10 protein-coding genes are annotated in these 11,647 nt (G+C 68.7%); 7 read left to right on the forward strand and 3 right to left on the reverse strand.

Going from position 1 to position 11,647, the window contains the following annotated elements; genetic code table 11:
• The first annotated feature begins 47 nt into the window (after positions 1–47).
• The 3 genes from AQ619_RS06400 to AQ619_RS06410 all read left to right on the forward strand — a co-directional run bounded on the left by AQ619_RS06400 (position 48) and on the right by AQ619_RS06410 (position 3,706).
• Positions 48–1,517 (forward strand): Do family serine endopeptidase, encoded by a 1,470-nt coding sequence (locus AQ619_RS06400; protein ID WP_174515175.1) that lies wholly within the window; start codon positions 48–50, stop codon positions 1,515–1,517.
• Positions 1,518–1,613: 96 nt separating this feature from the next.
• Positions 1,614–2,915, forward strand: coding sequence for a replication-associated recombination protein A (locus tag AQ619_RS06405; protein ID WP_062145591.1), 1,302 nt, complete (start codon positions 1,614–1,616; stop codon positions 2,913–2,915).
• Positions 2,912–3,706 carry an RluA family pseudouridine synthase gene (locus AQ619_RS06410; RefSeq protein WP_062145593.1) on the forward strand — a complete coding sequence of 265 codons (795 nt, stop codon included), beginning with the start codon at positions 2,912–2,914 and terminating at the stop codon, positions 3,704–3,706. The genes AQ619_RS06405 and AQ619_RS06410 overlap by 4 nt, the downstream gene beginning before the upstream one ends.
• Before the next feature lie 20 nt (positions 3,707–3,726).
• Here the strand turns inward: AQ619_RS06410 and AQ619_RS06415 are convergent, their stop codons facing one another.
• Complete coding sequence (locus tag AQ619_RS06415; RefSeq protein ID WP_062145595.1) at positions 3,727–4,986, reverse strand: hypothetical protein; 1,260 nt, start codon at positions 4,984–4,986, stop codon at positions 3,727–3,729.
• Positions 4,987–5,129: 143 nt separating this feature from the next.
• Here AQ619_RS06415 and crcB point away from each other — a divergent pair, with 143 nt between their 5' ends.
• The 4 genes from crcB to AQ619_RS06435 all read left to right on the forward strand — a co-directional run bounded on the left by crcB (position 5,130) and on the right by AQ619_RS06435 (position 8,799).
• The gene (crcB, locus tag AQ619_RS06420) at positions 5,130–5,516 is read left to right on the forward strand and encodes a fluoride efflux transporter CrcB (RefSeq protein ID WP_062145598.1); all 387 of its coding nucleotides are present in this window, start codon (positions 5,130–5,132) and stop codon (positions 5,514–5,516) included.
• Complete coding sequence (locus tag AQ619_RS06425) at positions 5,513–6,502, forward strand: RluA family pseudouridine synthase (RefSeq protein WP_062145600.1); 990 nt, start codon at positions 5,513–5,515, stop codon at positions 6,500–6,502. Before crcB ends, AQ619_RS06425 begins: the two co-directional genes overlap by 4 nt.
• On the forward strand, positions 6,499–7,992 hold the full coding sequence (locus tag AQ619_RS06430; protein ID WP_062145602.1) for a putative 2OG-Fe(II) oxygenase: 1,494 nt from the start codon (positions 6,499–6,501) through the stop codon (positions 7,990–7,992). Before AQ619_RS06425 ends, AQ619_RS06430 begins: the two co-directional genes overlap by 4 nt.
• A gap of 177 nt (positions 7,993–8,169) precedes the next feature.
• Positions 8,170–8,799 (forward strand): tetratricopeptide repeat protein, encoded by a 630-nt coding sequence (locus AQ619_RS06435; protein WP_166504153.1) that lies wholly within the window; start codon positions 8,170–8,172, stop codon positions 8,797–8,799.
• A 240-nt stretch (positions 8,800–9,039) separates the two neighbouring features.
• On the opposite strand, the gene AQ619_RS06440 is transcribed toward AQ619_RS06435, so the two are convergent.
• Positions 9,040–10,269 carry a DUF1501 domain-containing protein gene (locus AQ619_RS06440; RefSeq protein ID WP_062145606.1) on the reverse strand — a complete coding sequence of 410 codons (1,230 nt, stop codon included), beginning with the start codon at positions 10,267–10,269 and terminating at the stop codon, positions 9,040–9,042.
• Positions 10,266–11,636 carry a DUF1800 domain-containing protein gene (locus AQ619_RS06445; protein WP_062145608.1) on the reverse strand — a complete coding sequence of 457 codons (1,371 nt, stop codon included), beginning with the start codon at positions 11,634–11,636 and terminating at the stop codon, positions 10,266–10,268. Before AQ619_RS06445 ends, AQ619_RS06440 begins: the two co-directional genes overlap by 4 nt.
• Between the last annotated feature and the right edge of the window lie 11 nt (positions 11,637–11,647).

An 11,647-nucleotide genomic window follows, 5' to 3' on the forward strand; every position in this document is an offset into this window, starting at 1 on the left:
CCGGAACGGACACGGCGCGGCCATCAATGCGCCTGAAAGCTCGGCTGATGTCCGGGTTGCTATCAAGGAGACGCTCCACGCCCATGCGAGCCCATCGCGCTTTGCTTCCCGCCCTGATCCTGCTGGCCGCCTGTTCGCCGCAAGGCCAGTCCAAGGCCCAGGCCATTCCGGACCTGGCCCAGCCTACCCGCCGTGCGCCCAGTGATCCGGCCTCGATGAAGGCCTCGTTCTCGCCCGTGGTGAAGAAGGCCGCTCCGGCCGTGGTCAATGTCGCCAGCCGCCGGGTCGTGCGCACCCAGGCGCGGGATCCGTTCTGGGACATGTTCATGGGCGGCGGCGGTGTGCCGCGCGAACAGGTGCAGGGCTCGCTCGGCTCCGGTGCCATTGTCCGCGCCGACGGGGTGATCATCACCAACCACCACAATATTGATGGCATTGTCGAAGGCCGTGGCGAGATCACGGTCCAGCTGGCCGATCGCCGGGAGTTCATCGCCACCGTCCTGCTCGACGATCCGCGCGCCGATCTGGCCGTGCTGAAGATCGACACCAAGGGCGAGCGCCTGCCGGTCATGGCCATCGACGACCAGGAACAGCTTGAGGTCGGCGATCTGGTCCTGGCCCTGGGCAATCCGTTCGGCGTCGGCCAGACCGTCACCAACGGCATCATCTCGGCCCTGGCCCGCACCGATGTCGGGGCCGCCGACTTCGGCAGCTACATCCAGACCGACGCCTCGATCAATCCGGGCAATTCCGGCGGGCCCCTGGTCGACATGGACGGCGACCTGATCGGCATCAACACCTTCATCATCTCGCGCTCGGGCTCTTCGAGCGGCGTCGGCTTTGCCATACCGGCCGCGGTCGTGCGCCAGGTGGTCAATGCGGCCCTGGGCGGCGGCCACAGCGTGGTCCGGCCGTGGCTGGGCGTGAAGGGCCAGCCTGTCACCGCCGAGATCGCCCGCTCCCTGGGCATGAGCGCCCCGCGCGGCGTACTGGTCGCCCAGGTCTATCCCGGCTCATCGGCCGACAAGGCGGGCCTGCAGGACAGCGACGTGATCCTGTCGATCGACGGCAAGGTGGTGAATGACGAAGGCGGCGGTGCCTTTGCGATCGGAACCCACAAGGTCGGGGATCGCGTGCCGATGGTCATCCGCCGTGGCGAGCGGGAGCAGACCCTCACGGTTCGTGCCGAGGCCGCGCCGGAAAGCCCGGTCCGTGACGAGAAGACCCTGACCGGACGCAACCCTTTCGACGGGGCCACGGTGCTGAACCTGTCGCCTGCCGTAGCCCAGGACCTCGGTGTCGATCCCTTTGCCGGCCGGGGCGTTCTGGTCAGCAAGGTCGGGCAGGGCTTCGCCCTGAGCGCCGGCCTGCGACCCGGTGACTTCATCCGCGAGGTCAATGGCCGGCCGATCAATACGGTCGCTGACCTGTCGGCCCTGTCCGCCGGCGGTGGCCGCAACTGGACGGTGACCATCGAGCGCGGCGGTCAGAGGATCACGGCGCGGTTCAATACCTGACATCGGGGCGCGCGAGAGCCCCGTGAAGGCCCGGCGCTGCACCGCGTCGGGCCTTCTTCATTGGTCAGGGGCCGTGCAGTTTTGTAGACCTGAGTCATGTCCGATCTTTTCCAAGCCGCCGGCCTGACCCCGCATGCGCCGACGCCGCTCGCCGAGCGGCTAAGGCCCCAGACGCTGGACCAGGTGGTGGGACAGCAGCACCTGCTCGGGGCCGAAGGCCCGATCGGCCGGATGGCGGCGGCCCGGCGTTTGGCCTCGATGATCCTGTGGGGCCCGCCCGGCACCGGCAAGACCACGATCGCCCGCCTGCTGGCCAAGGCCGGCGGCTATGAGTTCCAGCAGATCTCGGCGGTGTTCTCCGGCGTCGCCGACCTGAAGAAGGCCTTCGAGCAGGCCCGGGGCCGCCGGATGGCCGGCCAGAGCACACTCTTGTTCGTCGACGAGATCCACCGCTTCAACCGCGCCCAGCAGGACGGTTTCCTGCCGTTTGTGGAGGAGGGCGTGATCACCCTGGTCGGGGCCACCACCGAGAACCCGTCATTCGAGCTGAACGGGGCTCTGCTGTCGCGCTGTCAGGTCTTCGTGCTCAAGCGCCTGGACGAGGAGGCGCTGGAAGCCCTGCTGGTCAAGGCCGAGGAGGCCGAGGGCCGCAAGCTGCCCCTGGATGCCGAGGCGCGCTTCACCCTGATCGCCATGGCCGACGGTGACGGCCGCTATTTGCTGACCCTGACCGAGACCCTGCTGTCGGTGGGCACGGACACGCCGCTCAATGCCGTCCAGTTGGGTCAGTTCCTGCAGAAGCGCCGCCCGGCCTACGACAAGAACCGCGAGGAGCACTACAATCTCGTCTCGGCCCTGCACAAATCGGTGCGCGGCAGCGATCCGGACGCGGCGCTCTACTGGCTGGCCCGGATGCTGGAAGGCGGCGAGGATCCGCTGTTCATCGCCCGCCGGCTGGTGCGGATGGCGTCCGAGGACATCGGCGCCGCCGATCCGCTGAGCCTGCTGCTGACCACGGCGGCCAAGGACGTCTTCGACTTTCTCGGCAGTCCGGAGGGCGAACTGGCCCTGGCCCAGGCTGTGGTCCACATGGCCAGCGCGCCCAAGTCCAATGCCGTCTATGCGGCCTTCAAGGCCGCGAAACGGGCGGCCAAGGAGACCGGCTCCCTGGCTCCACCGGCCCATATCCTCAACGCCCCGACCAAGCTGATGAAGTCGCTCGGCTATGGCGACGGCTACGCCTATGACCACGACGTCGAGGGCGGCGTCTCGGGCCAGAACTATTTCCCGGACGGCATGGCGCGGCCGAGGTTCTATGAGCCCAAGGCCGTCGGCGCGGAGGCCAAGGTGCGGGAACGGCTGGACGCGTGGAACAAGCTGCGCAAGGACGGACGATGACCTCGCGCCCGCCCCGCCGTCCGCCCCTCGCGCCAAAGCCCAAGGCCTCCGACGCCCCGATCGCTCTGACCGAGGACGAGATCGCCTTGGCGCGCTCCTGGGTGATCCATGAGGACGACAGCGTCATCGTCCTGAACAAGCCCGCCGGCCTGTCCAGCCAGGGCGGCCGCATCCAGGCCCATACCCTGGATGATCTGCTGTGGGCCTTCGCACGCCCCGGACGGCCCCGGCCGCGCCTGATCCACCGGCTGGACCGCGACACCTCGGGCGTCATCCTGACGGCCAAGACCAAACCGGGCGCGGCCTTTCTGGGCAAGGCCCTGATGGGCAAGCGCTTCCGCAAATCCTACATGGCCATCGTCGCGCCGGGCGCACCGGAGCCGAAGGGCGGCATGATCGACAGTCCGCTGCGCCGGGAGTCGATCGGCCGAGAGGCCTATATGCGGGTCTGCGCGCCGGACCACCCCGACGCCGAGACGGCTCGCAGCCGCTATCGCACCCTGTCGGCCAATGCGACCGCCGCCCTGGTCGAGCTGTCGCCGGATACCGGCCGCATGCACCAGCTAAGGGTCCACATGGCCTCGATCGGCCGGCCGATCTCGGGCGACAGCCGCTATGGCGGAGCCCTGATGCTGGCCGGGACGGCCGTCCCGCGCCTGATGCTGCACGCCGCCCAGCTGGTCTTTCCGCATCCGGACGGCGGCGAGCGGCGGATCGCCGCCCCACTGCCCGCCGACATGGTGGCGATGCTGGACCGCCTTGGCCTGGAGCCGCCGTCGGCGCGCGCCTGAACCCGGTCCCGTTGGACTGATCAGGCGGCTGTCGCCGTCGACCGCGGGGCTGCGGCTCTGGCTGCGGCCAGGGGATGCACCGCGCGCAAGGCCGCATGGGTCAGTCCGGCCGTTTCGGCGGCGGCGAAATAGCCCTCGGCAGGCAGGCCCTGCAGCGTGGTCATCGGCGCAAGGGGCCTGGCGTCGCGGCCGAAGTTCATGATGTCCAGCGCGATCCGCTCCGCCGACCCGGTCAGGTCCGAGGCGTCGAGCACCAGGCCGGCCAGACGCGCATCCTTCAGGCCGAGCAGGGCGTCCTTTTCCGCCGGGACCCGGGCGATCACGCCGCGGGTCAGGGCCTTCAGCAGGCCCACGACCTCCAGAAGTCGTCCCGCAGGCGTTCCCCGCGTGATGTCCACCAGCTCGATCATCACCCCGCCCCGGAGCAGGGCCAGGGACAGGCCCGGCGTACCGGTCAGCATGTCGCGGCCGCGCTGGGTGCCGAGGGTGCGGAACGAGGCCGGCAGGATCAGGTCCGGGACATTGTTTCCCTGGGCACCGCGCGCGAACAGGGCGGCATATTTCAGGGTCGCCTCATCGATGAAGGCGATGTCCCGATCCGGCAGGCGGCCCACCGCCCGCATATTGGCCTGACGGCCACTGCCGAGATGGGTCACCACCGGCTCGATGCGGATGGCGGTCGTCACATTGCGGCGCAGGCTGATGACATGTTCCAGGGTGAAGTCGACCCGCAGGGCGGCCCCGCTGCCGGTCGTGAAGGCGACCGGATTGCGCCGGGCCTCGTCGCTGGCCTCGACCTCGCGCCGGACCGGCGAGCGCTGGGAGTCGCGGCGGGCGCGGGCGGCCAGGACGGTTGCGGCATCGATCTGGCGGCACACGGCTTCGCCGTTCTCAAGGCCGATGACGGCACTGATGCCCAGGTCATCGGTCTCGACCGAGCCCAGCAGGTGCTTGAGCACATCTTCCAGAATGCGCACGCTGGTCGCCTGGGCGGCCAGGCCCTGGTCGTTGTTCATGGCGATCAGGAATTCACTGTCCGAAATGCGGGCCCGCATGTCGCTGCGATCCAGATGTTCGGACAGCTTGCGCTCGACATAGGTCCAGACATCGCCGCGCTTCTGCCCCCACCAGTCGCCGGCCCAGGCCCGGACGGCCTTGACGCTGATGACGTTCACGGAGCCGCGCGTAATCAGCTCCGATCCGGCCAGCCGGTGCAGGACCGGGGCAGGCAGGGCCAGACGCTGGGTCAGGTCGTCTTGGTCGTTGGCGTCGCGGGACATGGGGCTCGGTTCACATGAGGAGCCCCCAGAGTGTGACTTGCGCGCTTAACCTCTCGTTCAGAAACAGGGTTTCCCGCTGCGTTCACCTTGAAGAGGGCACCGCACGACTTGGCGTTCGGCCCCGCTCGGCGCATAAGGAGCCGATGACCAAACTGCTTCTCGTGGCCGCCGGCGGCGCCGTTGGCTCGGTCGCCCGCTATCTGGTGGGCGTGCAAGCCCTCCGGCTGCTCGGATCGGCTTGGCCTTACGGTACCTTCCTGGTGAATGTGACCGGTGGGTTCCTGATGGGCGTGCTGGCCTCCTGGCTGGCCCATCGCGGCAATGCCAGCCACGAACCCGTCCGCCTGTTGTTCGCCGTCGGCGTCATGGGCGGCTTCACGACCTTTTCGGCCTTTTCGCTGGAGACCGCGCTGATGATCCAGAAGCGCGACTACGGCCAGGCCTTCACCTATACCGCTGCCAGCGTGCTTCTGTCCGTGGCGGCCCTTTACGCGGGGATGTACATCGCCCGCAGGATGTTCGCGGCATGAAAGAAGTACGCACGCTCTATGTGGACGCGGGCGAGGACGGGGTCCGGGTGGACCGCTGGTTCAAGCGCCGGTGGCCCCATCTGAACCATATCCAGCTCAACAAGCTGTTCCGCTCCGGTCAGGTGCGGGTCGACGGCTCGCGCGTCAAGGCCGACACCAAGCTGGCGGCGGGCTCGCAGATCCGCGTACCGCCCCTGCCGGAAGCCCCCGATCCGGACGAGAAGCTGGCCCTGTCCAAGCGCGACATCGCGTTTGCCAAGTCGCTGGTGCTCTACGAGGACGAGGAAGTCCTGGCCCTGAACAAGCCGGCCGGTCTGGCCGTGCAGGGTGGCACCAAGACCACCCACCATATCGACAAGCTGCTGTCGGCCTGGGGAGAGGGCGTCAATCGGCCGAAGCTGGTCCACCGCCTCGACCGCGATACCTCCGGCGTGCTGCTGCTGGGCAAGACCCCGGCCGCCGCCGCGCGCCTGTCGGGCTCATTTGCCAAGCGCAAGGCGCAGAAGACCTACTGGGCCATCGTCCAGGGCAACCCGCACCCGGTCGAGGGCGTCATCGAGCTGCACCTGGCCAAGCGCGGTGTGGGCGACCGGGAACTGGTCGTGCCGGCCGAGCCCAAAGACAAGGACGCCCAGCCGGCCGAGACCGAGTTCGTCTCGATCAGCCGGGCCGGGCCGCGCGTCACCTGGATGGCCCTGCGTCCCCATACCGGCCGCACCCACCAGCTGCGCGCCCACATGAAGGCCATCGGCCACCCGATCCTCGGCGATCCCAAATACAGCGACGAGAAATCGACCCAGCTGTCGGAAGGCCTGAAGCTGCAGCTGCATGCCCGCTCGGTGATGCTGCCGCATCCGTCGGTGGGCATGCTGTTCATCGAGGCCCCGATCAGCCCCGAGCTGAAGGCCGGCTTTGCCAAGTTCGGCTTCTCGGAAGACGAGGCCGACCAGGATCCGTTCGCCAAAAGGCAGATCAAGCGGCGATGACAGCAGAGATCGTCCGGCAGGCCTGGACCCTCGTGGACCAGGGGCGGGCGGTTGAGGCCGTCGCCCTGACGAAGACGGCTGCGGCTGCGCCCCAGGCCACGGCGGGCCTGCTGATCGTCCATGCGGCGGCGCTGAAGGGTGCGGACCGGCCGGACGAGGCCCTGGCCTTCAATCGCCGGGCGGTGGTGGCGACGCCGAATGATCGCATCGCCTGGTACAATCTGGCGGCCACCCTGGGCGATCTGGCCGAGGCCGGGGAAGGCGAGGCGGCGATCCGCAAGGCCATGGCCCTGGGCCTCGACGTGCCGGAGGCCTGGCTGGTGCTGGGTCGCGCCCTGCAGGGCCAGAGCCGCTATGACGAGGCCGAGGCCGCCTTCCTGGCCGCCATCGCCCGGCGGGACGGCTTTGCCGAGGCCCATCGCAACCTGGCCCAACTGCGCTGGATGCGGTCCGGGGACCTGGCCTGGGCCCTGACCGCCCTGTCCGCCTCGCTGGCACGCAGCCCCGACGATACGGGCCTGATCCTGCTCAGGAGCACGGTGGAGGAATTTGCCGGAGACCGCCCGGCCGCCTATGCCACCCTGACCCAGGCCCTCGCGCGCCGGCCCGGTGACGTCCTGCTCCTGCTCGCCGCCTCGCACATGGCCGGCGAGATCGGCGAGGTCGAAACCATGCTGGATCTGGCCCGGGCGGCCGAGCCTGTGGCGCCCCAGGCCCCGCAGGTCCTGACCGCCCTGACCGAGGCGCAGCTGGCGGTCGGCGATCCGGCTGCCGCCGCCCAGACGGCCGGGCGGCTGAGGGCTGCCGCGCCCCTCGATCAATATGCCCTGGCCCTGCAATCGACCGCCTGGCGACTGGCCGGCGATCCGCGCCAGGCGAGCCTCAACGACTATGCGAGCCTGGTCCGGGCCTACACCCTGCCGACCCCCGAGGGCTGGGACAGCCTGGCGGGCTTTCTGGACGCCCTGCGCGCCCGCCTGGCCGAGCGGCACGATCTGAAGACCCATCCCCTGCAGCAGTCCCTGCGCGGCGGCAGTCAGGTGCCTTCGCTGCACCAGTCGCCCGATCCGCTGTTCCAGGCCTTTTTCGCCCAGGTCCGCAAGGTGGTGGCCCTCTATCTGGCCGATCTCGGGCCCGGTGATGACCCGATGCGCGGGCGGGCGACGGGCGATTTCCGCTTCAGCGGAGGCTGGTCGGTCCGGCTGGCCCCGAACGGCTTCCATGCCGACCATGTGCATCCGCAAGGCTGGATCTCGTCAGCCTTCTATCTGGACCTGCCGGTCGGCGTCGCCGACGACACGCGGCGCGAAGGCTGGATCAAGTTCGGTCAGCCCGGCTGCGTGACCCGTCCGGCCCTCGGTCCCGAGCATGAGGTGCGGCCGGAGCCGGGGATGCTGGTGCTGTTCCCGTCCTACATGTGGCACGGCACCCGGGCCTTCACCTCGCCCGAGCACCGCCTGACCATCGCGTTCGACGTGGTGCCTCAGTAGATCCGCTCCGCTCGGCGAAGACTGGAGGCCCAGACCCGTCAGTGGGTGCCGACAGCGGGCGTTGTGATCGGCTGTTGGGGGTGGATTGCGGGCCTTGGCCACCTCTGCCGGTAGCGGTGGCTTGACAGGCGGCTGATCGGGCCACCCAATCAGAACCAAAGTTTTTTGGAGATGATCATGCGAGGGAAGCGCGGGCCGGGTTATCTGGTGGCATTGGCGGCAGTTTTTGCGTCGGCCATTTTTTTCACCGCAACGGCAAACGCCCAGACGGCGGCCAGTGATCTTCACTACAAGCGTGGTCTGGCCCATTTAAAGCAGGACGATACCGATCGGGCGTTTGTCGAGTTTAACGAGGCCATCCGTATCGATCCACGAAATGCGAAAGCCTATGTCGGACGCGGTTCAGTACGTTTCGATGGCGGCTCCATGGCCGACTATGATCAAGCGATCGATCTTGATCCTGATAACTTGGAAGCATATGCCCGCCGTGGGTTTCTCTACAATTTGCAGGGAGATCAATTGGCAGCACTATCCGACTATAACGAGGTGATCCGGTTGGATCCAAAGGATGCCGAAATACTTAGTCAGCGCGCAGGAATTCAAGCGGATATTGGAAACTATACGGAGGCGATCAGAGGTTATGATGAATCGATCCGGCTAAAACCAAGTATGGCGAAACTCTGGTTTGCGCGTGCCGAGTTTCATCATTTCCGCGGTGATTTGAAGCAACGGGATGCTGATTTTGCTCAGGCGTTCAGGCTCGATCCGGGCCTGAGGCACTACGCGAGTCCCTACCTCGGCAAGTGAGTGATCGGCCGTCCTGATCGTTAGGGATTCATTGGACCTCGGAGCTTCCGATCCTCTCATGGCCGGGTCAGGTTCCGAACCCGATGTTTCGCTAGCTGACAGGGCTTACGATCCGGACGTCTGGATGTCCAAAACGGCTCGAGCGCAGCCCTCAGCGCGGTTGCGGACACCAGGCGTTCAGATCGCGGCTGCGATCCCTTGTCGGCCCCGGTGAACATACGCCGGGGAGAGCGGGAACTATCAGACCAACCCCGTGACCGCCCGCGCCTCGGGACTCCCCGGGAACACCCGGCTTTCGAGCGCGGCGCGGTCGAGGCCCAGATGATCGCCCAGCAGGCCCTTGAACAGGCCGCGAAGGTCGAGGGTCGGGGCGAGGTCGCGGTTTTCGAACAGGGCGGTCGGAGCCAGGCCCGGCCAGTCGCCGATGATCCCGCCCGGCTTCAGGGCTCCGCCCAGCAGCAGGGCCGTCGAGGCCGTGCCGTGGTCGGTGCCGCCGGTGCCGTTGGCGCGGGCAGTGCGGCCAAACTCCGTCACCGTAAGCACCACGGTGTTCTGCCACTCCGCGCCGAGGCCGGTGTTCAGGCCGGCCAGCACCGAGTCCAGATAGGCCAGGCGGGTGGCGATCTGGCCGTTCTGGCCGGCATGGGTATCCCAGCCGTCGAGCGACAGGGCCGCGATGCGGGGTCCGCCCTCCTGGACGAGGAAGCCGGCGAGGGTGGCACCCAGCTTGCGGGCCGCCTCGCGTCCCTCCCGGCCGCCGCGACCGGGGGCGGGAGCCATCATGCCGCCGGCCGGCGACAGGGCTCCAAGGGCGGTCTGGGCCATGGCTTCGGTTTCCAGACCGCGTGCCAGGGCCGGGCCCATCAGCGGGTCATTGCGATAGAGGTCCTGCAGCAGGCCCGGCAGGCGGGGGGAGTCCTCGACGCTCCGGCCCGGCGACCAGCTGGCGGCCTGCACCTTGCCCCGCAGGATCAGCGGCGTGGTGGCCCCGACAGAGAGACCGCCGGCCTTGCCGGAGGCGGGGAAGGTTTCCAGGGCCCGGTTCAGCCAGCCCGAGGTGGTGGCATAGACCTGGGCCGAGCCACTCTCGAGCACGTCCTGGGCTTCGAAATGCGAGCGGGCCCGGTCCGGCGATGCCACGGCCGGCGCAATCCGGGCCTGGCCTTGCAGGGCCAGGGCGTGGACGGCGGTCAGGGCGGGGTGCAGGGCAAAGGTCCCGTCGAGCTTCAGGCCGTCTTCCTTCCGGATGGCGAGGTCACGCCGCAGGGTCTGATAGTGCGGGTCACCGACCGGCGGACTGACCGAGAGGCCGTCCATGCCGCCGCGACAGATGACGACCACCAGCTTGCGCCGGTCCAGAGCGCTGTCGCGGTCCGCCAGGGCCGGGCGTCCGAGGAAGGTCACGGACAGGCCGAGCCCGGCGGCAGCAGCCAGGGCCTGGCGGCGATTGATCATCGGGTGAGCGGTCATCGACGCTGGAACTCCGGGCTCATCAGCAGCAGGGCGAAGGCCTCGCTGCGGGTTTCGGCGCGCGCTACCGCCTGGGCGGTCGGGACCGACAGGCGGGCTCCCAGGGCATTCTGGGCGGCGACTGAAGGGTCCATGCGCTCGGCAATGACCTCGGCGAAGGCCTGGCTCCATTGCAGGCGCTTGACCAGGCCGTCGGGCGAGCACCATTCCCCGGCCATATCCGACCAGCCCTTGGGCGACGGCGCGGAGAAGCCCCGCTGGCCCAGGCTGATCAGGGGGAGGGTGATGCGCTCGAAAGCCGAGGGCTGGGCCCCGATCAGGCGCCAGGCCGAGATCAGGAACTCATAGGGGGTCTTGAACTTGCTCGCGGCCGGATCCCAGGCCTCCGGAGCCTCGATCAGGGTGCGGGCGACGCGATCCAGCCGGCCGCCGCTGTCCCGGAAGCTGGCCTCCAGTCGGGCGACCAGGCTCGGCGGCGGATCATCGGCCACGAAATGCCGGGCGATCTTGAAGGCCAGATGCCGGGCCGTGGCCGGATGGGCGGCGAGGGCCTTGAGGATGGCCAGGCCCTGGCCGAGGTCGCCCGCCTTGTAGGTCTTGCCGAGCACAGCGCGGGCGCCGGGCTCGTGGATGTTTTCCCGGAACACGAACTGGCCGGCCCGGGCATCGTCTTCGCGGCCGATGCTGAACCCGGTCAGGGCCCGGGCCAGTTCCGTCACGTCGGCCTGGCTGTAGCCGGCCTCGATCCCGAGCGTATGCAGCTCGAGGATCTCGCGGGCGAGATTTTCATTGAGTCCCCGCCGGCTGTTGCGGTCGCCCAGGGCGCTGTTGGGACCGACCGACTGGGCCTGGTCGAGATAGGTCAGCATGGCCGGATGGGTACTGGCGGCGACCAGCAGGTCTTCGAAGCGGCCAAAGGCGTAGGGGCGGATCACCTCCTGTTCGAACGGGCCGACCATGGCTGCGGTAATCTCCTTGGTGCTGGAGACCGTGAAGTGATTGGCCCAGAACAGCGCCCAGCGCTCGCGAAAGCCGTCGGCCGTGCCGGCCCCGAGTCGCGCCCGGGCCAGAAAGTCGGCGGCGGCCTTGTCGCGCAGGACGCGGTTGGCCTGCTGCACCGCGACCGTGCGGGGTTCGCCATCATCCCTGGCCTCGCGGCGCAGTGCCTGATAGGCCCGCATGGCCACGAAGCGCTGGGCGGCCGTCTCGGGCCTGTCCTGAGGCTGGTCGGCGCCGCGACCGTCGATCTGGTCGATCAGCGACCCGCGCGGATCGTGCGCCGCCGTCGCGATGTCGCCGGGCCGCGCACCGAGACCGAAGCGGGTCACGGCCAGGGCTGCCATCAGGTCTTTGTCGGTCAGGGACAAGGTCAGGCTCT

This window comes from Caulobacter henricii, from assembly GCF_001414055.1.
GTDB lineage: Bacteria > Pseudomonadota > Alphaproteobacteria > Caulobacterales > Caulobacteraceae > Caulobacter > Caulobacter henricii.

Excerpts from the sequence above, each read along its gene's own strand:
- AQ619_RS06410 (WP_062145593.1), top strand. The coding sequence starts at position 2,912 with ATGACCTCGCGCCCGCCCCGCCGTCCGCCCCTCGCGCCAAAGCCCAAG.
- AQ619_RS06405 (WP_062145591.1), top strand. The coding sequence starts at position 1,614 with ATGTCCGATCTTTTCCAAGCCGCCGGCCTGACCCCGCATGCGCCGACG.
- crcB (WP_062145598.1), top strand. The coding sequence starts at position 5,130 with ATGACCAAACTGCTTCTCGTGGCCGCCGGCGGCGCCGTTGGCTCGGTC.
- AQ619_RS06435 (WP_166504153.1), top strand. The coding sequence starts at position 8,170 with ATGCGAGGGAAGCGCGGGCCGGGTTATCTGGTGGCATTGGCGGCAGTT.
- AQ619_RS06440 (WP_062145606.1), bottom strand. The coding sequence starts at position 10,269 with ATGACCGCTCACCCGATGATCAATCGCCGCCAGGCCCTGGCTGCTGCC.
- AQ619_RS06415 (WP_062145595.1), bottom strand. The coding sequence starts at position 4,986 with ATGTCCCGCGACGCCAACGACCAAGACGACCTGACCCAGCGTCTGGCC.
- AQ619_RS06430 (WP_062145602.1), top strand. The coding sequence starts at position 6,499 with ATGACAGCAGAGATCGTCCGGCAGGCCTGGACCCTCGTGGACCAGGGG.
- AQ619_RS06400 (WP_174515175.1), top strand. The coding sequence starts at position 48 with ATGTCCGGGTTGCTATCAAGGAGACGCTCCACGCCCATGCGAGCCCAT.
- AQ619_RS06425 (WP_062145600.1), top strand. The coding sequence starts at position 5,513 with ATGAAAGAAGTACGCACGCTCTATGTGGACGCGGGCGAGGACGGGGTC.